The following is a 21707-nucleotide window of genomic DNA, read 5'->3' on the forward strand; positions in this document are numbered from 1 at the left end:
AAATCCAGCCTTTCGAGGCTAAGGGGAGGAGCATTCTTTGGCTCCTTAAACTTGTGTATAAGAGTCAGCCTGCCGCCTATAAACACTTAGCCGGCTTAGGTAACCCAGCCAGTTTAGTTGCCTGCTTAGCCGGCCCCTTCTTAAACAGCTTAAACAGATATTTACTGTTGCCTTTTTCCGGCCCGTGTTCTTTTTCTACCGCTTTGACCAGCATACGTACAGCAGGGGAGGTATTAAACTCTTTATAGAAATTTCGGACAAAGTGGATAATCTCCAGGTGTTCGTCTGTCAGCTCAATGCCTTCTTCCTGAGCCAGGATTTGGATCATGCCTTCTTCCCACTCTTCAAAATTAAGCAGGTAGCCTTCGTTATCTGTTTCTATCTGTTTTCCGTTGTATTCGAACATAGTGATAATTTAATTAGAAATTTTGCCAAGAATAACGCTTTTAACAGCGACAAAAAAGCCCGGATTTGAATCCGGGCTTTGAAAAGTATTAGTGACAGACTTTATTAGTCGTCGTTCATTACGCCAAGAATGCTTAGCAGGCTGATGAACAGGTTGTAGATAGATACATACAGCGTGATAGTTGCTGAGATGTAGTTTGTTTCACCGCCACGAACGATTGCCTGAGTTGTCAGCAGAATTGCACCTGTTGAGAACAGGATAAACATGCCGCTCATTGCAAGGTAAAGCGCAGGCATCTGCAGGAAGATGTTTGCAATCATACCTACAAGGATAACCACGAAGCCAGCCATCATCATACCGTTAAGGAATGAAAGGTCACGCTTAGTTGTTAGCGCGTATGCTGAAGCGCCCATAAACGCAAGGGCTGTACCGCCAAGAGCGGTTACTACAACATCGCCCATACCTGCGCCAATGTATGCGTTCAGGATTGGACCAATTGTGTAGCCAAGGAAACCGGTAAACAGGAATGTAAACACCAGACCCAGGCTGCTGTTGCGGTTTTTCTCAACCAGGAACAGAAGGCCGTAGAAGCCAACCAACATCATGATTAGGCCAGGACGTGGCAGGTTCATTGCCATTGAGAAGCCAGCTACGATTGCTGACCAGATCAATGTCATGGAAAGAAGGAAATACGTATTACGTAATACTTTGTTCGTTTGCAACACGCTTTCTTGTGTAGAAGTGCGCGATACCATTGGACTGTTCATAATCTTCCTCAAAAGATAACTGACTTATTTAATTACTTAGTTTACTTATGTGGGCGAAAGTTTCAAATTTCAACCCAATATAGCAAAGGCGGCAATGCCGCCTTTAGAACTGATTGTTATATAAAAATCTTAATGACTCAAGATCTGGCTTAAGAAGTTTTGAGTTCGATCAGATTGTGGGTTTTCGAAGAAGTTGATTGGGTCGTTTTCTTCGATGATTTCACCGGCATCCATAAAGATCACTCTGTCGGCCACCTCTTTAGCAAAGCCCATTTCGTGGGTTACACAAAGCATGGTCATACCTTCGTTGGCAAGCTCTACCATTACATCCAGTACTTCACGAACCATTTCCGGGTCAAGCGCGGATGTTGGCTCGTCAAATAGCATGATGTTCGGGTTCATGCACAGTGAGCGGGCGATAGCCACACGCTGTTGCTGACCACCGGATAACTGGCCTGGGTATTTTTCAGCCTGATGCGGGATCTTTACCCGTTCCAGGAACTTCATTGCCAGCTCTTCAGCTTCTTCTTTCGGCATCTTCTTCACCCAGATTGGTGCCAGAGTACAGTTCTCCAGTACAGTCAGGTGAGGGAAGAGATTAAAGTGCTGGAAACACATACCCACGTCTTTACGGATTGTCTCTATGTCTTTCAGGTCATCCGTCAGCTCATGACCGTTAACCAGAATATGGCCGCGCTGGTGCTCTTCAAGGCGGTTAATACAGCGAATCATGGTTGATTTACCTGAGCCGGAAGGGCCACAGATAACGATCTTTTCGCCTTTTTTCACCTTTAGGTTGATGTCTTTTAACACGTGGAACTCACCGTACCACTTGTTCATATCTTTGATTTTGATTACGTGTTCTAGTTGCTGCGTCATAATATGTCCTTAAATCTTCTATTAACGTTTGTGGCCGGTGTGAAGTTTGTTTTCCAGATAGATCGAGTATCTCGACATACCAAAGCAGAAAACCCAGAACACTAACGCGACAAATACATAACTTTCGATTGCAAAGCCTAACCACTTAGGATCGTTGTTTGCTGCCTGTCCGATACCCAGTACATCAAACATACCGATGATCAGAACCAGACTTGTGTCTTTAAACAGGCCAATAAAGGTGTTTACGATGGATGGAATCGTGATCTTCAGAGCCTGAGGTAAAATAATTAAGCGAATCTTCTGCCAGTAGCCAAGGCCAAGCGCATCAGCCGCTTCGTACTGGCCCTTAGGAATCGCCTGAAGGCCGCCACGAACCACTTCTGCCATATAAGCTGCACTGAACATAACCACACCGATAAGAGCACGAAGCAGCTTGTCTGTTTCCGAGCCGCCGGCCAGAAACAGCGGTAGCATTACCGATGCCATAAAGAGTACGGTAATCAGCGGTACGCCACGCCATACTTCGATATAGATAGTGGAAATGCTGCGGATAATCGGCATTTCTGAGCGGCGACTCAGCGCAAGTGCAATACCGATTGGCAGTGATACAACGATGCCCACAATAGCGATAATCAGCGTAACCAGCAGGCCGCCCCATTTATGCGTCTCAACCACTTCCAGTCCAAAGAAGCCACCGTACAGAAGGGCTGCGATAATGAATGGGTAGATGTTCAGGAAGAACAGAGCAATCCATTTACGCTGTGGTGTTTTCTCGTACACCAGTGCGGCAACAAAAATAGCCAGAGTGGCAAAGAACAGCTGAGGTCGCCATAGCTGCGCCTCCGGGTAGAAGCCGTACATAAACTGGGTCCAGCGTGTGCTGATAAATACCCAGCATGCGCCTTCACGGGTACAGGCATCACGGGTTGTTCCCACCCAGTCTGCATTTAAAATTGCCCAGTCAAACAGCGCCGATACAATTGAGAATGCGAAATAGCCCAGAACAAATGTCAGTGCCGTGTTTAGCGGGCTGTTAAACAGGTTTTTACGAAGCCATCCCGGTATACCCACAGTATTTGCCGGTGGCGGAAGGTCTTCCTGAAATTGATGTACTCTCATCTTATCTCTCCACCAATGCTACTTTACGGTTATAGATGTTCATCAAAAATGAAGTCACAAGACTCAGAGTCAGATAAACGCCCATGGTCATGGCAATAATTTCGATTGCCTGTCCTGTCTGGTTCAGTGTTGTTCCTGCAAATACAGAAACCAGATCCGGATAGCCGATGGCCATCGCCAGAGAGGAGTTTTTAGTCAGGTTCAGAAACTGACTGGTTAATGGTGGAATAATGATTCTCATCGCCTGAGGGATCACAATCAGGCTAAGGGTTTTTGTCTTTGGCAGGCCAAGAGACATAGCCGCTTCTGTCTGGCCGTGGTTTACAGCATTGATGCCTGAACGCACGATCTCGGCAATAAAAGATGCCGTATAAATGCTAAGAGCAAGCAGCAGAGCACCAAGCTCAGGGATAATGCTGACACCACCTCTGAAGTTAAATCCTTTCAGAACAGGGTAGTCACCAGAGATAGGTGAGCCTGCCAGAAGGTAAACTATCGCGGGAAGCAGAACAATCAGCCCAAGCCCGACTTTCAGCATCGAAGTCTGCTGCCCGGTCTCTTTTTGTCGCATCTTCGCAATGAAGCCGATAATGACAGTAAATATGATGCCGATCAGAAAAGTGCCGATAACAATATCACTGCCTTGCTCAAATACAGGAGCAGGGAAGTACAGACCGCGAACATTTAGAAATATTGCCTCACCAAGGCTGATACTCTGTCTTGCCGATGGCAGAGCCTGCAGCACGGCGAAATACCAGAAGAAGATCTGAAGCAGCAGAGGGATATTTCGAAATGTCTCGATATAGACTGCAGCCAGACGGCTAACCAGCCAGTTTGAAGAGAGTCTTGCCACACCGACGGTAAAGCCGATAATAGTGGCAAAAATAATACCTAAAAATGAAACCAGAACGGTATTAAGAAGACCAACCACAAAGGTATGGCCATATGAGAAGGTTTCATCGTATTCGATCAACGTCAGGCCAATCCCAAAGCCCGCTTCCTGTGACAGGAAGTCAAAACCCGTTGCGATACCACGGGCATCCAGGTTACTCAGGGTATTGTTGATAATGTTATAAAAGAAATAAACCAGAGCAAGAATCGCGATAGCCTGAAAGGCGATAGCACGAAAAGTGGGATTATAAAGAAGGTTTGCGCTTTTGGACGCTTTGTCTTCGATGGCCTTTTTGGCTGTTTCGGCGTCCCCATCTGGTGTTAATCTTGTTGTAAGTTCCATACAGCTATGACCTCAAAATCCATAAAAAAAGGGCGGCATCTACCGCCCTTACATTTAACTTATTCAGTTATGAATTAACGGATTGGTGGAGCGTACATAAAGCCGCCTTTGCTCCATAGCGCGTTCACGCCGCGAGCGATTTTAAGTGGAGAGCCTTCACCCACCTGAGCTTCAAATACTTCGCCGTAGTTACCAACCTGCTTAACAATCTGGTAGCCCCAGTCGTCGCGGATACCCAGGCCTTTACCTTTAGGGCCGTCTACACCAAGAATACGCTTAACGTTTGGATCTTTAGATTTAAGCATCTGGTCAGCGTTTGCCTGAGTGATGCCGTACTCTTCTGCGTTTATCATTGCAGATAGTGTCCACTTCGCGATGTTGAACCACTGGTCATCACCCTGACGCACAACCGGGCCAAGAGGCTCTTTAGAGATAATTTCCGGCAGAACCATTGCTGAATCCGGGTTTGTCAGTGTTATGCGCAGGCCGTAAAGACCAGACTGGTCAGTACTTAGTACGTCACAACGGTCAGCGTCGAAGCCTGAAGAAGTCTGTGCTGCTGTGTCAAATACAACCGGCTTGTAAGACATGCCGTTTTCACGGAAGTAGTCAGCAAGGTTTAGCTCTGTTGTGGTACCAGACTGAACACATACCGATGCACCATCCAGTTCTTTAGCGCTGCTAATACCAAGATCTTTCTTCACCATAAAGCCCTGGCCATCGTAGTAAGTTACACCTACGAAGTTCAGACCCAGTGAAGTATCACGGTGCAGAGTCCAGGTTGTGTTACGAGAAAGAACATCAATCTCACCTGACTGAAGTGCAGTAAAGCGCTCTTTTGCTGTCAGCGGAACGTATTTAACTTTAGTCTTATCACCTAAAACTGCAGAAGCCAGAGCCTGACAGTAAGCAACGTCGATACCTTCCCATTCACCTTTTTCATTTGGAATAGAGAAACCAGCAAGAGAAGTACTCACACCACAAGTTAGCATGCCTTCTTTCATTACTTTATCCAGTGTGCCTTCTGCTGCCGATGCCGTGTTAGACATCAGAGCAGTTGATGCTGCTACAGCTGCAGCAATAATAGTCAGTTTATTCGCCATTTGTATCCTTCCTGTAGTATCCACTTTGAACCAGGTAACACCTGATACATGTTTGTAATCTGTTGTGTTTTGCAGAGCCTTGATAAGTGCTAAAGTCATTTATAAAGGCTTATAATATTTATCTGTACGGTGTTTTGATTTCGTAAAATGTCGTTAAAATCATTGAACATGCAGTGAAATCATCAGAACCGAACGATTACTAGGATGGCGAATACTGGCTCCCGTGTAAATAGTGCAAAATCGCACCACCTTGGTGATTTAGAGCATAAAGTAGGTCGGAAAAGAATTAGTCATTATTTAGTCCTGATTTGGTGGTGCAAAACAAAATATCACACAGATGCGGTATTTAAATTTGATAGTAAAAAATTGAAGCCTGGTCATTCTCGCCACTTAGGTGCACACCTTTGGTGCGCTGTGCCAGAGTTCATTATTTTAGGTAAGGAACGCGATGCAATATTTTCCTCTGTATATGGATTTAAAAGGTAAACCTGTACTGGTTGTTGGCGGGGGCGAAGTGGCTTCCCGCAAAGTCGAAACGCTTGTCAGGGCAGGGGCTGAGATCACTCTGGTTTCCCCTGAGCTGACAGAGACACTGCATAGTTATGTGGATGATAAAAAATGTAAATGGGTCAAGGAGCGCTACGACAGTAAATATATGCAGGGTTTTGTTCAGGTTTGGGCAACCACAGATGATTCTGATTTAAACCACCAGGTGCATGCTGATGCGAAGGCCGGGAATATACTGGTCAATGTTGTCGATGATAAAGACTATTGTGACTTTATTACGCCCTCTATTGTAAACAGAGGCCGGATTCAGATAGGGATTTCCAGCGGTGGCAGTTCACCTGTGCTGGTAAGAAATATAAGAGAGCGTCTGGAAGCGGCTTTACCGCAGAATGTGTCGGTGCTGGCCGACTTTGCACAAGAGCAGAGAGAGGAAATAAAGAAAACTTTTCCGACAGTAGAAGAAAGGCGGATTTTCTGGGAGCGGTTCTTCGCTATGCCTGAGTTAGAACAGGCTGATAATAAAGAGAAAATAGCACAATTATATACAGAGCAGTTAAATCATGAATACAGAGTGACAATGTCACTTAATGCCATTGAATATGGCAGTGATGTGGAGCTGTTATCAATCAAAGCGCTCCGCCTGATGCAGAAAGCGGAGCTTATTCTTCACCCGAAAACCTGCCCGCCCGAGTTTATTGATTTATGCCGCAGGGACGCAGAGCGACGAGAGTACTATTCAGTCCACGATCTTAAAGACAAACTGGATAAAGCAGAGATAGACAGTGTTAACTCGATTTGCATTTTTATGCAAAAAGGGGAGGTTGAGAGAAGTGAGGAACTGGCGGAGTTTGTTGAGGGTGTTCAGGTATTGAAAGTGGTTGGGTAGAGCTGTCAGTTATCAGCAAAAACATTGTTTTTCATCTGATTAGAGTATGGTGGAGCTGAAAGTGTTTCGTGCCATATTATGCCTAGATATGCATTCCCACGCTGGAGCGTGGGAACGAGAGCAATACGGGCGGTGCGGGTACATCAATCCCTAAAATTATTAAACTGAAACGGCTGTCCCAGTTCCGACTCTTTAATCAAAGCAATCGCCTGTTGCAGGTCATCGCGCTTTTTGCCGTTTACGCGAACCTTGTCGCCCTGAATCGATGACTGAACTTTGATCTTCGCATCTTTAATCGTCTTAACGACTTTTTTGGCCGTCAGCGTATCAATGCCCTGCTTAAACTCCACATCCTGATACCAGTTTTTACCTGAGTGAACAGAGTCTTTAACTTCCATCGCTTTGGCATCAACACCGCGTTTTGCCAGATTGTTGCGCAGGATATCCATCATCTGTTTAAGCTGAAAATCATCTTCAGCACCCAGCTTTACTACTTCGCCATTAAGTTCGAAACTGGCATCAACATTTCTGAAATCGAAGCGGGTTGATAGCTCACGGTTGGAGTTGTCTACTGAGTTTCTTAGTTCAACCGTATCGACTTCAGAAACAATATCAAATGAAGGCATCTTTTCTCTCCCTATTATCGGCTTTCTTTTACTGCAGCAGACAGCATATCCAGCATTTCTGCGGTGTGCTCCCAGCTCAGGCATGGATCTGTGATGGACTGACCGTATTTCAGATTTGAAATATCCGTCATTGGCTGGTTGCCTTCCTCAATAAAGCTTTCGGCCATAATGCCGGCGATAAACTTGCTGCCTGAGCGGATCTGTTTGCAGATATCTTCAGCTACTTCCAGTTGTTTGCGGTGCTGCTTCTGGCAGTTTGCGTGGCTAAAGTCCACAACCAGGCGCTGCGGCAGATCGAACTGCGCAAGCTTTGAACAGGCTTCGCTGACATAAGTGGCATCATAATTCGGGCCTGTATCACCACCACGCAGGATAACGTGCCCAAACGGGTTGCCGCTTGTGCGGTATACCGTCATACGGCCGTTTTTATCCGGTGAGTAAAAGTAATGAGAAGCCTTTGCAGCACGAATGGCATCAGTAGCTATCTTAACATTGCCGTTGGTGCCGTTTTTAAAGCCCACCGGACAGGAAAGTGCAGAAGCCATTTCACGGTGAATTTGCGACTCTGTGGTGCGGGCTCCAATAGCGCCCCAGCTGATTAAGTCTGCAATGTACTGACCTGTGATCATATCCAGAAACTCGGTAGCCGTTGCCAGGCCAAGCTTGTTGATATCAAGAAGCAGTTTACGGGCTTTTAGCAGACCGGTTTCCAGCGCATAAGAACCATCCAGATTGGGATCGGTAATCAGGCCTTTCCAGCCAACAACGGTGCGCGGCTTTTCAAAGTAAGTACGCATAACGATAAACAGCTCGTCACTGTACTGTTTCTGTATCGCACTCAGGCGGTGGGCATAGTCCAGAGCCGCCTCTGTATCATGGACAGAGCAGGGGCCAACAATAACTAATAGTCTGTCGTCTTTTCCCAGCAGGATATCTTCAATCTGACGACGGGAGGCTTCAATTCGTTCGGCAACATCATCCGTTAGCGGATGCTGGTTAACTAACTCAGCCGGAGCCGGCATAGGGCCAAGCGGCTGAGTTCTTAATTCGTCTGTTTTTAATGGCATGTTCGCGCCTGTTCTTGTAATTTCGAAGCGGTAAAGATAACGGAAATCACATAAGGAATAAACTCGTTTAGTTGATAATAGTTAATCTTAAAGGCAACGGTTGTCTATAAAGGTAATAGGTGACAGGACAAGCTTTGCTCTACCCCCCAGATAACGTATAATCACCGCCGGTTTAACTATGAGACGTGTGTAGATGATTAAAGTTGGTCAAATTAATACTCTGGAAGTGGTAAAAAAGGAAGAGTTCGGGCTGTTTCTGGATGCAGATGATTACGGTAGCGTTTTGCTGCCTAATAAACGTGCTCCTGAGGACGTTAAGCCTGGCGATAAGCTGGATGTTTTCCTTTACTTCGATTCAGACAGCCAACTGACCGCTACCACTGAAAAGCCTGTTGCTCAGGTGGGTGAGTGGGGCCTGATGAAGATTGAGGGCGTTAACGCAACCGGTGCTTTTGTAAACTGGGGCATTGAGAAGAAAGATCTTCTTGTTCCGTTTAGCGAGCAGCGTGCCCGTTTCCGTGCGGGTCAGGAGATTCTGGTTTACGTTTATACCGACCGCGCATCCGGCCGGATCGTGGGCACCACTAAGTTTAATAAGTTGCTGGATAAGACGCCTGCAAACTATACGAAAAACCAGCAGGTGGATCTGATTGTCGCTGAGAGAAGCGACCTTGGCTACAAAGCCATTATCAATGGTGCGCACTGGGGCATGATTTTCAGCTCTGACGTATTTGGAAAGCTGTTTATCGGTAAACGCCTGAAGGGCTATATCAAGAATATCCGTGAAGATGGCAAAATAGACCTGTCTCTGCAAAAAATCGGTACGGCTAAGATGGACGATCTGAGCCAGAAGGTTCTGGATATGCTGGAGAAAAAGGATGGATTTCTGCCGTTAAATGATAAGTCTGCTCCGGAAGCGATCTTCGCCGTTTTCAGAACCAGTAAAGGGACATTTAAGAAGACGATTGGCGGACTGTATAAGAGCGGCAAGATTACCATCGAAAAAGAGGGTATCCGTCTTAACTAAAAAAAGAGCCCAGCGTAGAGCCGGGCTTAGGGGAAAGGCTCCGGAAGGAGCCTGCGCTAATCATTATTGATAGTTTAGTACAGACTTTTGGCTTTGCCAGTCTTTCCCCATCTTTCGAAGCCCAGGTTACCGTTTTAATAGAGCTAAGGCTCTATTAAAACAGGTTGCCATCTCTTACCAGCTCTCTTGGCAGGCCGTTCTTAATTCTGTTGCCAACCCATTTACCCAAGCCGATAATATCGCCGGCAAACTTGATAATGACTTCCCCTTTGCCGCTAAGGTTTTCCGGGCGGATATCCCGGCCCATGTACCATTCGCGTGCTTGCTCTATTGATAATTCAACAGATTTTTCCTCACTGCCGTCAGCCAGGGCCATCACAGCTTCGTGCTGCCAGCGGTAACCTTTTTTGTGTGACTCAGCCAGTTTAACGCCCATGCGGTCAAAGCGTATTTCGCCAATCATCGGCTGCAGGGCAGAAGGGAACAGCCAGACTTCATTGTCCCGCAGCCAGATATCCGCTGACTCTGGGAGCGAGATCCCAAGCGTGGAATTTAGCTGAGACTGAATATCAGTCATTATTTTGTTTGATGCTTTATCAAACGGGAATTTACCCAGACGCTTTTTCACCGTTGGTGCTTCATCCGAAGCCAGCTTTCTGATCCTGGCAACAAAGAAGCCTTCGCTATCAAAGATTTGCGGATAGATATGCAGGAAACCGTCCTCGGTAATGGCATCCGATGCGTTCGGGAACAGCTGATCAAGCCTTTCGAATTCTACTTTGTCACCAAACTTCTCTTTAATGTGATGGCAAACCTGCTGGTTCTCCTCCAGGTTCAGGGTACAGGTTGAGTAGACTATAACGCCGCCAGGCTTCAGGGCATGGAAGGCACTTTCAATCAGATCTTTTTGGGTGTGCGCAATTTCCTGAATCGACTCTTTGCTCCAGTTGTTCATGGCATCGGCATCTTTACGTATGGTGCCTTCACCGGAGCATGGTGCGTCTAATAAGATGGCATCAAACTGCTCTGGCAGCCAGCCACCAAAAACCCTGCCGTCGAAGTTAGTCAGTGCAACATTACGGACGCCGCAACGCTGAATGTTCGAATAAAGGCCTTTAATACGGCTAGCAGAGAACTCATTGGCAACCAGTGCGCCATTGTTGTTCATCGCCGCTGCAATCTGAGTGGTTTTCGAGCCTGGTGCGGCAGCAACGTCAAGAACCGTATTGAACGCTTCCTGCTGCTCAAATAGCAGAGCAGTGACAGGCATCATGGAGCTGGCTTCCTGAATATAGAAAAGGCCGGCCATATGTTCGGCAGTGTTTCCCAGAGGTGTGGTGTCGTTTTCATCCCTTTCGATCCAGAAACCTGTGTCGCACCAGGGAACCGGTGTGAGTTTCCAGCCTTTTTCTGCCGCTCTAGCAAGAAAGTCATTCACCGAAATCTTCAGCGTGTTTACGCGGATGCTTCGGCGAAGGGGACGTTTACAGGCGGCAATAAACTCATCCATGCTCAGGTGAGATGGCATGATTTCTTCAATTTGGGTTAGAAAACCTTCCGGCAGTTTTATGTTTTCGTGCACTGCAATTACTCTGGTAACTAGAAAAAATTCCGCCCAATTCTATACGATTACCAGAAAATTGCAGCCACAAGATCACTTCTTATTTGCCTGGGATTGGTGTGCGCCACTCTTTCCACTCGTCTTTAGCTTCAGAATGCAGATAGAATGACCGGTTGACCTCAGCAACAGGCGCAAGGCTGGAGCCTTCAGGGGTGGCAAAGGTAATTCCGCCTCTTATCAGGCTGTCCACTGTGCCGGCTTTAATCTCTGCACCGGATAACCCAAGCGAGACATTTAATCCTGAGGTGTTCCAAAACACCGAGTTCTTACGCACCAGGTAGGCGTAGTCGTGGTCTATTTCTATTGTGGTGATGACGCGATCGGCGAAAGTACCAAGCTCTACAGAAATGACATGTCCAACTTCGAAATCGCGGAAAAGAACCGGGGTTCCGGCTTCGATGGAATCCCTGCTTTCGCTTTGCAGAATATACCTTACACCGCTTGCCTTAAATGGATGTTCGTTAAGGTCAAACTCATAATGAGGTTTGCCTTTTCTCGGTTTTACCGAGATATAGTTGGCAACCAGCGTATCAAGGTTTTTAATGCCACTCAGGCCGACTTCAGGGGATACCAGCCAGAAATAACTGTTGCTGGTAGCAATTCTTGAAAGATATTCAGGCATGATTCTGGCTTTGATTTCTATCCGGCTGTTATCAAAGTCAGGCACAATACGTGACACCTCACCGATACTGACGCCCTGGAACTTGATTGGCGTTCCTTCAGATACCGGAGCACTTTGGGTTGTGAGCAGGGTAATCTCTTTGCCGTATCTGCTTGCCTGCTTGTAATCAGCGTACAGCTTCCAGCGCTTATTGATTTTATTTTCAATGCCCGGAATGGAATCAAAGGCGATACCACCTTTGATCATCGCCTGTAATGGCGAGGCTTTTACATGAATGCCACTTAAGCTGGCATCGATTTCAACACCGGAGCGGTTCCAGAATACGGTATCAGGCTTGATAAGATGCCGGTAGCGTTTTTCGATTTTAGCTGAAATATCCACGCCCTTAGCAGTCAGTTTATAGCCTGAAATCTTACCGACTTTCATATTTCGGTATAGCAGAGGAGCACCTTTGGAGACAGAAGGCAGCTCATTGGCGAATAGCCTGATGATTTGTGTTCCCGATTCATCGTAGCGTGCAATTTCGGCAAGGGAGCGGCTACCGTGCAGGTGATACACAGGCTTGGCTCCGGGTTTGCCTTCACTGATAAAGCTGATGGACTCAGTAACCAGCCTTTTCATTGGCGGCATATCGATATTCAGGCTGCCTTCTTCGATACTGGCAGAGAAGAGGCCAGTAACGTAGAAGCGGTTGTTGGTTTTTATAAGCTGGCTGTATTTCGCATCGATAAGCAGTGTGAACTGCACTTTTTCATCCGCAAGAGCAATCTTAGTAATAGAGCCAACAGGGATGCCCCGGTAGAGAACTTCAGCACCTTCGTATATTGCGTAGGAGTCTTCACCAGTGAGGGTGATAGTGACAGAGTGAGGTTGCTGGCTTAACAGTTCTTTCTTTTTAATCACTGTAAACTGTCGTGATTGCTCACCCTCGCCAGGAATGACAGACAGGAAATTTCCTTTAACCAGGTTGGCGATATTCTCCACACCCGATACGGAAATTTCGGCTTCTTCTAAAATAAATTTTGTCCGGGTTGTCAGAATATCCACAAACGCAGGCTGAATAGCGGCAGATGCGATAATATGGTCGCGCTCTTCACTCAATGAAAGCTTATTGACTTCACCAATTCTCAGGCCACGGTACATAATAGGGCCACCATTGGGGCTGATACCGCTGTTATCCGGAAGCTTGATTTCAATCGGGATACCACGTCCGGCGGTTTTCAGATCAGGATAGAGCTTAAACAAACGATCTTGCTCGATAGCCTCCCCACCATCGGGAGAATCCACAGCGATTGCCCCGACTAGCATAGCACTCAGGCTTTCAAAGTGAACATCAATACCATCAAACCCGATATTTGCACCCACACCACTGACATTCCAGAAGCGGCTTTTATCGGTAATAATATGGGCAAAGTCGTTCTTAATATAAGCCTTGATTAAAACATTATTTGCCTCTTCATCAAGGCTGTAGCTAAAGACTTCACCAATAGGGATTTTTTTGTAAATAATCTGGGAGCCAACGGAGATAGAGCCCAGATTTTTAGAAATAAGCGTAACGTTCAGCCCTTCTTCTGCCTGAAGATCGCTGGGGCGGCCGTCCAATGCGACATACTCGGTTTTTAGCTCGTCACTGTCTGTTTTTTCGCCGGGGTCAATGGAGATATAGTTACCCGACACCAGAGCGTCAAGACCGGAAATGCCGGAAATACTGGCAACAGGCTTAACCAGCCAGAAGCGGGTATTATCGCCAAGCAGTTGGGTGGCCTGAGGGTAAATATCGGCATCAACATAGATGCTGGTAAGATCCGGAGCCAGTGAGATATTTTTTACCATGCCTACTTCAAGGCCCTGATATTGAATCGTTGTCCGGCCGGCTACCAGGCCCTGAGCATCGGAAAAATAGATCTGAATGCGCTGGCCGGAATCATTGATAGCTTTTACAACCAGCCATCCGGCCAAAGCAATCGTGACCAGTGGCAGTATCCAGAGAGGGGAAATACCAAAGTCTTTTTTGACTTTAGGTGAATAAGATTTCTGCTTTCGTTCCGTTTCACTCATTGCTCAACTCGTTTACAACTGTTGGTTTTAAGCCGGATTTATCCTTATGACTGGATTTTTCCGCAATGTCCCAGATTAATCTGGGGTCAAAATTATCTGTCGCCAGCATGGTTAAAACCACTACCATACCAAAAGCGACGGCTCCGTATCCGGGGGTAAAGTCCAAAATTTGACCACGGTCTACTAAGGTCATCATAATCGAAATAACAAACAGATCCATAACCGACCACTTGCCTATCCATTTGATTACAAAATAGATAACCATGCGCTGTTTTTTCATGCTGCTCTGATTAAAGAAAATGCTGACCAGAATGTAACCCAGCCCGACTATCTTGGCAGCTGGAACTAAAATACTGGCGACAAAAATGATCAGAGCAATACCATGCATATTACTGGTGATAAGAGAGGCTACCCCGGAAAGGATGGTGTCTTCTAACCGCTGACCATTGGAAAATAAGATAGAGATGGAATAGAGGTTAGCCGGGAAAAAACAGATAGTAGCGGCTATCAGATAGGCCCAGCTTTTTTGCAGAGAACGGGGCTTTCTGTGTGTTAGCTTATGCTTGCAGCGTACACACACTTCTCCTTCCGGCTGGGATAAATGACATTGGTAGCAGTGGACGGTTTTTTTTGAAAAGTGGTATTGACTCTCTTGCTGCCAGGTTTCCCAGTAACGGCGGATATTGACTCTGGAAACTAACATCAGGGTGAATAATTGCAGCAGAACCAGTCCTGCTAATCCTGTGCCGACAAAAATATCGGAATAATCCTGAAGTTTGAAACAGGAGATTGCGATACTGACCAGAAAAACATCCAGCATCATCCAGTGTTTTAACTTCTGAATGACATTCAGAGCAAGCTGGAAGGGCTTAAATTTGCGATAGTGTAATGCGCAATGCGCAGTGATGACTGCCATGCAGACTAATAAGGGTGCCAGCGTACTGCAGAAAAAAATTAAAAGACCGAGCAGCACAAATCCCTCTTCTATCAGAGTAAAAGTGCCCGAAGGTAAGGTGGCCGGAATCATTACCCCAAACAGGCGTATGCTGATAAAAGGGAAAAAATGAGAAGGCACAAAGAGAAACAGACAGGTAATAGCAATAGCCAGATTACCGGACAGCGGCTGTTTACCTCCGCGATAAAGTTTCATATTGCATTGCGGGCAATAGGCACTCTTACCTGTGGGAAGTGTTTTTGTCTCTATCGGTAACTCACATCCGCGACACAGCTGTACTCCACTTACCCGGTGGAATAGAAGAGGGGACGCTCTGGTATGTTTCGTCTGCTTTTTACTCATAATGTCATTTATAGAGTAAATTTAACCAATTGAAAAGTGGCAATAATATTAAAGAATTAATTCTATGCTTTATAAAGATTTACTTGTAAAACCCCGCTAATAGTCATAGATTCGAAGTTAATAAAACAGAAAAGCTGGTCAATTCGCATGCTAACAGGCAACAAAATCAAGATTGACTGTGGTTTTTCACAAGCATGTCACTATAATAGCCCAGATATTTATCAGATTGATTGGCGGAAAAAGGCCGCACTAACCAGGAATCCTCATGGAAAACACCGAAAAGTTAAAAAACAGCAAAGAAGTGATTGCATATATTGCTGAATGTTTCCCTAACTGCTTTACTCTAGAAGGTGAGGCAAAACCGCTTAAGATTGGTATTTTTCAAGATCTAGCAGAGCGTTTGGCTGAAGATCCTAAGGTGAGCAAAACTCAGCTTAGAGCGGCGCTTAGACAATATACCTCTTCATGGCGTTATCTTCATGGTGTAAAGCCTGGTGCAGTACGAGTTGACCTTGACGGCAATGAATGTGGTGAACTTGAGCAGGAACACATTGATCACGCACAGACCGCTCTTGCAGAGAGCAAAGCGCGTGTTCAGGCTCGCCGTAAAGAGCAGGCTGAAAAGGCTCGTGAAGAAGGCAAAACTAAGCCTAAATCGAAAAAGCCACAGCAGCCACGCCGTGCTAAGCCAAATAAGCAACAAAAACCAAATACAAACACTAAGAAAGTGGTAACGGAAACCAGAGCCCTGAATGCTGATGAACTTGCTGTCGGCAAAGCAGTTAACGTGAACATGGGCAAAGGCAACATGGCCGCAACGATAGTTGAACTTAATAAGGATGATGTGCGCGTGCAGCTAAGCAACGGCTTGCAAATGGTTGTGAAAGTGGAGCACCTGCGCGCATAAAGGAGATAATCCTACGCATGAAATGCCGTTTAAAATCTATATTTGTTGCTGTCAGCTTAACGCTGGCAGCTTCTGCAAACGCTTTAGAAGCTAAAATCTCTAAAGAAGACCTCCCAACTCTGGCTCCTGAAGTACAGCATGAAACGGCGAGCAAAAGAGTTACCTCCCGATTTACCCGTTCTCACTATAAACATTTCAATCTGAATGACGATTTTTCCAAAGCCGTGTTTGCACGCTTTCTGGAAATGCTGGATTTCAACCGGAATATTTTTACTCAGTCTGATATCGACTATATCGAAAAGTGGTCAACCCAACTGGATGAACAGCTAAAAAACGGAAATAACCAGATAGCCTTTGATCTGTACAACTTGTCTATGCAGAGAAGATACGAGCGGTATGTTTACGCTTTAACGCTTCTGGACAAGGAAATCCGTTTTGATGTGGATGAAAGCATTGAGCTGGATCGTTCGGAATCTGCATGGCCTAAAGATATCGATGAGCTGAATGAGTTATGGCGCAAGCGCGTTAAGTATGACGCACTTAGTTTGAAGCTTGCCGGGAAAGAGTGGGCTGAGATCAAAGAGACGCTTGAAAAGCGTTACAACAATGCGATTAAGCGGCTGACGCAATCTCATAGTGAAGATGCGTTTCAGGTCTACATGAACGCCTTTGCCCGTGAAGTGGATCCGCATACCAGCTATCTCTCTCCGCGTAATGCAGAGCAGTTCCAGTCTGAAATGAACCTGTCTCTCGAAGGGATTGGTGCCGTTTTGCAGATCAATGACGATTATACCGTGATTCGTTCACTGGTTGCTGGTGGTCCGGCATCGAAGAGCAAACAGCTTTCAGAAGGTGACCGTATTATCGGTGTTGCCCAAGATAATGAAGAGGTTGTCGATATTATCGGCTGGCGTCTTGATGATGTTGTGCAACTGATTAAAGGTCCTAAGGGAACTAAGGTGACGCTTGAGATCCTTCCGGAAGGAAAGGATGCTAAAAGTCACACTGTCACAATTGTTCGTGACAAAGTTCGCTTAGAAGACAGAGCGGTTAAGTCCGAGATCATCGAGCAGGACGGTAAGAAAATTGGTGTGCTTGAAGTACCAAGTTTCTATGTAGGCTTGTCTAAAGATACCGATAAACTTCTTTCTCAGCTTAAAGCGGATAAAGTTGACGGCATTATTGTTGATCTTAGAAATAACGGTGGTGGTGCGCTAACCGAAGCCACCGCTTTGTCTGGTCTGTTTATTGAGAGTGGTCCGGTTGTGCAGGTACGTGACAGCTATGGTCGCGTGAATGTAAACAGCGATACTGACGGTAAAGTCAGCTATCAGGGACCAATGGCTGTTCTTCAGAACCGCTACAGTGCTTCTGCTTCTGAGATTTTTGCCGCAGCGATGCAGGATTATGGCCGCGCCGTTGTTCTTGGTGAAAATTCTTTTGGTAAGGGGACGGTTCAGCAGCACCGCTCGCTAAACCACATTTATGATCTGTTCGATAAAGAGCTGGGCTATGTTCAGTACACCATTCAGAAGTTTTACCGAATTGATGGTGGCAGTACTCAGAATAAAGGCGTAGTTCCGGATATTGCATACCCGACAGCGATTGAACCTTCAGAAACTGGCGAGAGTGTGGAAGATAATGCACTGCCTTGGGACAGCATCGATAAAGCAAAATACGCTAAGTTGATGGAACGTGCTCAACAGATCAAAATGCTGGATGGTAAGCACAAAACCCGTATAGCGGATGATCTTGAATTTCAGTTTATTCAGCAGGATATTGAAAAATACAGAGCTGAAAAAGATGATAAGACGCTTTCACTGAATGAAGAGATCCGTAAAAAAGAGAGTGACGAGCTGGAGTCTGAGCGCCTGGCTCGGATTAATATCAGACAGAAAGTGAACAACCAGGACGAGTATAAATCTATTGAAGATCTGCCAAAGGATTACGAAGCACCTGATGCTTACCTTAACGAGTCTGTCAGAATCATGGTTGACATGATTTCAAAATAGTAGATTTTTATTCTGATTTTGTGAGAAAGGCGAGCATTATGCTCGCCTTTTGTTGTTAACTAATAGTGTTATTTATGTTAATTAATTTCGCGTTATTTCAAAACAGTACCTAAGCTTAAAGAAAAGTGAGAGGGATCTGTTATGAGATGGCTTGTTTTATTGATGGCGTGTATATCGCTGCAGGTAGCAAGTTCGGAGCTAAGGAATAAAGGCGATCTAACATCATTTGACTACCCGTTTATATTGGGGAACTGGTATTTAGTCAATCCGTATCCAAATGTTGAAGATCAGGATTTTCTGACTATCCGGCTGGCGATAATTTCAAATTACACCTTTTTTATTGAAATACAGAAAACCGATTTGAGTATCGAGCAATGGGAAGGCTTGTACTCGGCCAGCAACAATACTTTAATTCTGGGTCTGGACAGTGATACCCCGCAAGAGTACGACTATATGGTGAATCATAACCAGCTTGTACTAAACGGGATTACCTTTATGAAGGGCTTGCCGGAGAATCTTGTGGGTAGCTGGAGCAGTGAGGCGATCATGGGGGATGATATTCTTGCCAGTGATGTTGCCCATATGGCGCTGACGCTGCAACCTGATTTTCTGTTCTCATTTACCGTTGAATCCAGCAGTGGTGAGCATGTGGTCCACGAAGGTATTTTCTATTATGAACATGACCACCTTGTACTTATGTACGAGAATGGCGAGCAAGATTCCAGATACTCAGTTCAGAACGATAAGTTAACCCTGCAAAGTGACAACTTTGACATGCTGGCGGTGCTTAACAGGGTAAAATAGCAGCAACAAATTTCCTTTACTTATGATATGTTAGGTCCATTGAGGTGCAGAAAATGCACCTCTCTTTTTTATTTAGGTATTTTGGTCCGGTTGTCTTCTGCTAAATGAGATCAAAATAGCCGCTCTGCAGAATAAAAGGATTAGAAAATGTCTACGAATCCTCAAGCCAAATATCGTAAAGACTATCAGTCACCAAATCACACCATTACGCATATCGACCTGACTTTTGATTTAGATGATACCCAGACCAAAGTAACTGCGCTGTCAAAAGTGGTTCAGTTAAAAGAAAGTAATACACTGCTACTGGATGGTGAGCAGCTAAAACTGGTATCGGTGAAAATCGATGGACAGCTGTGGTCAGAATATGAAGAGAGTGAAGGTAAGCTTTCAATAAGCAATCTACCTGAGAAGTTTGATTTAGAAATTATCACCGAAGTTAATCCGCAGGAAAACAGTGCGCTTGAAGGTTTGTATAAATCTGGGGGTGCATACTGCACGCAATGCGAGGCAGAAGGTTTCCGCCGTATCACCTATTATCTGGACCGCCCTGATGTGCTGGCGAAATTTACTTCAAAGGTGATCGCAGATAAATCAGAGTATCCTTACCTGCTAAGTAATGGTAACCGCATTGAACAAGGTGAGCTTGAAAACGGCAGACACTTTGTTAAGTGGGAAGATCCGCATCCGAAACCGGCTTATCTGTTTGCTCTGGTTGCCGGCGACTTTGATGTACTGAAAGATAAGTATGTCACTCAGTCAGGCCGCAATGTTGAGCTTGAAATATTTGTTGATAAAGGCAACCTGAACAGAGCTAATCACGCCATGGTTTCACTGATTAACTCAATGAAGTGGGACGAAGAGCGCTTTGGTCTGGAGTACGATCTGGATATCTATATGATAGTTGCCGTTGACTTCTTTAATATGGGAGCAATGGAAAACAAAGGCCTGAATGTTTTCAACTCTAAGTTTGTTCTTGCCAATGAAAAAACCGCAACCGATACGGATTATCTGGGCATTGAAGCGGTGATCGGCCATGAATATTTCCACAACTGGACCGGCAACCGGGTTACCTGTCGCGACTGGTTCCAGCTTAGCCTGAAAGAAGGTTTGACCGTATTCCGCGATCAGGAATTTTCCTCAGACCTGGGTTCTCGAGCGGTAAACCGCATCAACAATGTCCGCATTATTCGCGGCCCTCAGTTTGCTGAAGATGCCAGCCCTATGTCGCATCCGATCCGCCCGGATAAAGTGATTGAAATGAATAATTTCTACACGCTTACCGTGTATGAAAAGGGCAGTGAAGTTATTCGCATGATGCACACACTTCTTGGAGAAGAAAATTTCCAGAAGGGCATGAAGCTATATTTCGAAAGGCACGATGGAACCGCCGCAACCTGTGATGACTTTGTTGCTGCAATGCAGGATGCATCAGGTGTCGACCTGTCTCAGTTCAGTCGTTGGTACAGCCAGTCCGGAACGCCGACGCTGAAGGTTGACGGAAACTATGATGAAAAGGCAAAGACATTTACTCTGAATGTAAGTCAGTCAACCGCGCCAACTCAGGATCAGGAAGAGAAACTTGCTCTGCATATTCCGCTAGATGTTGAGCTATATAGTCCGAACGGCGAAGTATTTGAGTTACGCTGTAATGGTAAAGATGTAGCGAATGTACTGGATATTAAGGCGGAAGAAGAGCGCTTTGTATTTGAAAATATTCAGGAAAAGCCGGTCGTTTCACTGCTTCGTGAGTTTTCTGCTCCGGTTAAACTGGAGTATGAATATTCCGACCAGGAGCTGATGTTCCTGATGGTTCACGCCAGAAATGAATTTGCCCGCTGGGATGCAAGTCAGATGCTGCTGGCCAAGTACATTAAAGCGAATGTTGCAAATGTACAGTCCGGTAAAGCGTTTGAGATGTCTGACTCAGTACTGGATGCATTCCGTGGTCTGTTGCTGAATCAGGATCTGGAACCTGCTTTTGTTGCGGAAGTACTTTCTCTGCCAAGTTTCAATGAAGTCTCCGGCTGGTTTAAACCGGTCGATGTGGATGCCATTGATAGCGTGCTGAAATCTGTCAAACTTGCAATGGCTAAAAGTCTGGAAGATGAGCTGGCAGCAACCTATGCAGTTCTGGCTCAGCAGGATTATTCCATTGAGCATGCGGCAATCGGTAAAAGGGCATTGCGTAACCGTTGCCTGAGCTATCTGGCCTGTCTTGAAAACGGCAATGATCTGGTCAATGCGCAGTATAAAACCGCGAATAATATGACAGATACCATGGCGGCAATGAGCGCGGCAAACCAGTCAGAACTTGTTTGCCGTGAAGATCTGCTTAAAGACTTTAGCGATAAATGGACTGAAGATGGTCTGGTAATGGACAAGTGGTTTGCGCTTCAGGGCACAAGCCCTGCATCAAATGCACTTGAAGTGGTGAAAGCAACCATGCAGCACCCGGCGTTCAGCCTGAAAAATCCAAACAGAACCCGCAGCCTGATTGGCTCTTTCCTTGCTAACAACCCGGTGCATTTCCACGCAAAAGACGGTTCGGGCTATGAGTTCGCAGGTGAGATCCTAAAAGAGATGAACGAAAGCAACCCTCAGGTGGCATCACGCCTGATTGATCCTCTGCTGAAATACCGTAATTACGATGAAGATCGTCAAGCACTAATGCGTAAGGAACTGGAGAAACTGGCCGGGATGGATAATCTGGCGAAGGATCTTTATGAGAAAGTGACTAAGGCGTTGGAGTCTTAATAGGTAACAGG

The 21707-nt window shown here is 45.8% G+C and carries 17 protein-coding genes; 6 read left to right on the forward strand and 11 right to left on the reverse strand.

Annotated elements, in window-relative coordinates; translation table 11 throughout:
- Positions 1-76: 76 nt before the first annotated feature.
- From L3Q72_RS07085 to L3Q72_RS07110, 6 genes are all read right to left on the reverse strand, one after another.
- Positions 77-406, reverse strand: a complete 330-nt coding sequence (locus L3Q72_RS07085) for a TusE/DsrC/DsvC family sulfur relay protein (protein WP_275131947.1) — start codon at positions 404-406, stop codon at positions 77-79.
- Between the two features lie 104 nt (positions 407-510).
- Entirely contained in the window at positions 511-1173 is a 663-nt protein-coding gene (locus L3Q72_RS07090; RefSeq protein ID WP_275131948.1) for a Bax inhibitor-1/YccA family protein, read from the reverse strand.
- 129 nt (positions 1174-1302) lie between these two features.
- Positions 1303-2052 carry an amino acid ABC transporter ATP-binding protein gene (locus L3Q72_RS07095; protein ID WP_275131949.1) on the reverse strand — a complete coding sequence of 250 codons (750 nt, stop codon included), beginning with the start codon at positions 2050-2052 and terminating at the stop codon, positions 1303-1305.
- 21 nt (positions 2053-2073) lie between these two features.
- On the reverse strand, positions 2074-3171 hold the full coding sequence (locus L3Q72_RS07100) for an amino acid ABC transporter permease (protein WP_275131950.1): 1098 nt from the start codon (positions 3169-3171) through the stop codon (positions 2074-2076).
- Position 3172: 1 nt separating this feature from the next.
- A complete protein-coding gene (locus L3Q72_RS07105; RefSeq protein ID WP_275131951.1) occupies positions 3173-4405 on the reverse strand; it encodes an amino acid ABC transporter permease in 1233 nt (410 codons plus the stop codon).
- A 74-nt stretch (positions 4406-4479) separates the two neighbouring features.
- On the reverse strand, positions 4480-5508 hold the full coding sequence (locus tag L3Q72_RS07110; protein ID WP_275131952.1) for an amino acid ABC transporter substrate-binding protein: 1029 nt from the start codon (positions 5506-5508) through the stop codon (positions 4480-4482).
- Positions 5509-5956: 448 nt separating this feature from the next.
- Here L3Q72_RS07110 and L3Q72_RS07115 point away from each other — a divergent pair, with 448 nt between their 5' ends.
- Entirely contained in the window at positions 5957-6901 is a 945-nt protein-coding gene (locus L3Q72_RS07115; RefSeq protein ID WP_275131953.1) for an NAD(P)-dependent oxidoreductase, read from the forward strand.
- Between the two features lie 143 nt (positions 6902-7044).
- Here L3Q72_RS07115 and L3Q72_RS07120 read toward each other — a convergent pair whose 3' ends face one another.
- The gene (locus L3Q72_RS07120) at positions 7045-7527 is read right to left on the reverse strand and encodes a YajQ family cyclic di-GMP-binding protein (protein WP_275131954.1); all 483 of its coding nucleotides are present in this window, start codon (positions 7525-7527) and stop codon (positions 7045-7047) included.
- 14 nt (positions 7528-7541) lie between these two features.
- Positions 7542-8594 (reverse strand): 3-deoxy-7-phosphoheptulonate synthase, encoded by a 1053-nt coding sequence (locus L3Q72_RS07125; RefSeq protein ID WP_275131955.1) that lies wholly within the window; start codon positions 8592-8594, stop codon positions 7542-7544.
- A 193-nt stretch (positions 8595-8787) separates the two neighbouring features.
- Between L3Q72_RS07125 and L3Q72_RS07130 the strand changes: the two genes are divergently transcribed.
- A complete protein-coding gene (locus L3Q72_RS07130) occupies positions 8788-9621 on the forward strand; it encodes a S1-like domain-containing RNA-binding protein (RefSeq protein ID WP_275131956.1) in 834 nt (277 codons plus the stop codon).
- Between the two features lie 154 nt (positions 9622-9775).
- Here the strand turns inward: L3Q72_RS07130 and rsmF are convergent, their stop codons facing one another.
- The 3 genes from rsmF to L3Q72_RS07145 all read right to left on the reverse strand — a co-directional run bounded on the left by rsmF (position 9776) and on the right by L3Q72_RS07145 (position 15219).
- Positions 9776-11203, reverse strand: a complete 1428-nt coding sequence (rsmF, locus tag L3Q72_RS07135) for a 16S rRNA (cytosine(1407)-C(5))-methyltransferase RsmF (protein WP_275131957.1) — start codon at positions 11201-11203, stop codon at positions 9776-9778.
- A 79-nt stretch (positions 11204-11282) separates the two neighbouring features.
- Positions 11283-13922 (reverse strand): MlaD family protein, encoded by a 2640-nt coding sequence (locus L3Q72_RS07140; protein WP_275131958.1) that lies wholly within the window; start codon positions 13920-13922, stop codon positions 11283-11285.
- The gene (locus tag L3Q72_RS07145; protein ID WP_275131959.1) at positions 13915-15219 is read right to left on the reverse strand and encodes a paraquat-inducible protein A; all 1305 of its coding nucleotides are present in this window, start codon (positions 15217-15219) and stop codon (positions 13915-13917) included. Before L3Q72_RS07145 ends, L3Q72_RS07140 begins: the two co-directional genes overlap by 8 nt.
- A 265-nt stretch (positions 15220-15484) precedes the next feature.
- Here L3Q72_RS07145 and proQ point away from each other — a divergent pair, with 265 nt between their 5' ends.
- From proQ to pepN, 4 genes are all read left to right on the forward strand, one after another.
- Positions 15485-16126 carry an RNA chaperone ProQ gene (gene proQ / locus L3Q72_RS07150; RefSeq protein ID WP_275131960.1) on the forward strand — a complete coding sequence of 214 codons (642 nt, stop codon included), beginning with the start codon at positions 15485-15487 and terminating at the stop codon, positions 16124-16126.
- A gap of 17 nt (positions 16127-16143) precedes the next feature.
- Positions 16144-18138: a carboxy terminal-processing peptidase gene (prc, locus tag L3Q72_RS07155; RefSeq protein ID WP_275131961.1), complete on the forward strand. Its 1995-nt coding sequence runs from the start codon at positions 16144-16146 to the stop codon at positions 18136-18138.
- A 141-nt stretch (positions 18139-18279) separates the two neighbouring features.
- A complete protein-coding gene (locus L3Q72_RS07160; protein ID WP_275131962.1) occupies positions 18280-18942 on the forward strand; it encodes a lipocalin family protein in 663 nt (220 codons plus the stop codon).
- A 147-nt stretch (positions 18943-19089) separates the two neighbouring features.
- On the forward strand, positions 19090-21696 hold the full coding sequence (gene pepN, locus L3Q72_RS07165) for an aminopeptidase N (RefSeq protein ID WP_275131963.1): 2607 nt from the start codon (positions 19090-19092) through the stop codon (positions 21694-21696).
- The last annotated feature ends 11 nt before the right edge of the window (positions 21697-21707 follow it).

The sequence above is a fragment of the Vibrio sp. JC009 genome (assembly GCF_029016485.1).
Taxonomy (GTDB): Bacteria; Pseudomonadota; Gammaproteobacteria; order Enterobacterales; family Vibrionaceae; genus Vibrio.

Bases quoted from the DNA above. Each gene is read 5' to 3' on its own strand.
- L3Q72_RS07145 (WP_275131959.1), bottom strand. From the start codon at position 15,219: ATGAGTAAAAAGCAGACGAAACATACCAGAGCGTCCCCTCTTCTATTC.
- L3Q72_RS07140 (WP_275131958.1), bottom strand. From the start codon at position 13,922: ATGAGTGAAACGGAACGAAAGCAGAAATCTTATTCACCTAAAGTCAAA.
- L3Q72_RS07115 (WP_275131953.1), top strand. From the start codon at position 5,957: ATGCAATATTTTCCTCTGTATATGGATTTAAAAGGTAAACCTGTACTG.
- L3Q72_RS07160 (WP_275131962.1), top strand. From the start codon at position 18,280: ATGAGATGGCTTGTTTTATTGATGGCGTGTATATCGCTGCAGGTAGCA.
- L3Q72_RS07120 (WP_275131954.1), bottom strand. From the start codon at position 7,527: ATGCCTTCATTTGATATTGTTTCTGAAGTCGATACGGTTGAACTAAGA.
- L3Q72_RS07110 (WP_275131952.1), bottom strand. From the start codon at position 5,508: ATGGCGAATAAACTGACTATTATTGCTGCAGCTGTAGCAGCATCAACT.
- L3Q72_RS07100 (WP_275131950.1), bottom strand. From the start codon at position 3,171: ATGAGAGTACATCAATTTCAGGAAGACCTTCCGCCACCGGCAAATACT.
- pepN (WP_275131963.1), top strand. From the start codon at position 19,090: ATGTCTACGAATCCTCAAGCCAAATATCGTAAAGACTATCAGTCACCA.
- prc (WP_275131961.1), top strand. From the start codon at position 16,144: ATGAAATGCCGTTTAAAATCTATATTTGTTGCTGTCAGCTTAACGCTG.
- L3Q72_RS07090 (WP_275131948.1), bottom strand. From the start codon at position 1,173: ATGAACAGTCCAATGGTATCGCGCACTTCTACACAAGAAAGCGTGTTG.
- L3Q72_RS07085 (WP_275131947.1), bottom strand. From the start codon at position 406: ATGTTCGAATACAACGGAAAACAGATAGAAACAGATAACGAAGGCTAC.
- L3Q72_RS07105 (WP_275131951.1), bottom strand. From the start codon at position 4,405: ATGGAACTTACAACAAGATTAACACCAGATGGGGACGCCGAAACAGCC.
- proQ (WP_275131960.1), top strand. From the start codon at position 15,485: ATGGAAAACACCGAAAAGTTAAAAAACAGCAAAGAAGTGATTGCATAT.
- L3Q72_RS07095 (WP_275131949.1), bottom strand. From the start codon at position 2,052: ATGACGCAGCAACTAGAACACGTAATCAAAATCAAAGATATGAACAAG.
- L3Q72_RS07125 (WP_275131955.1), bottom strand. From the start codon at position 8,594: ATGCCATTAAAAACAGACGAATTAAGAACTCAGCCGCTTGGCCCTATG.
- L3Q72_RS07130 (WP_275131956.1), top strand. From the start codon at position 8,788: ATGATTAAAGTTGGTCAAATTAATACTCTGGAAGTGGTAAAAAAGGAA.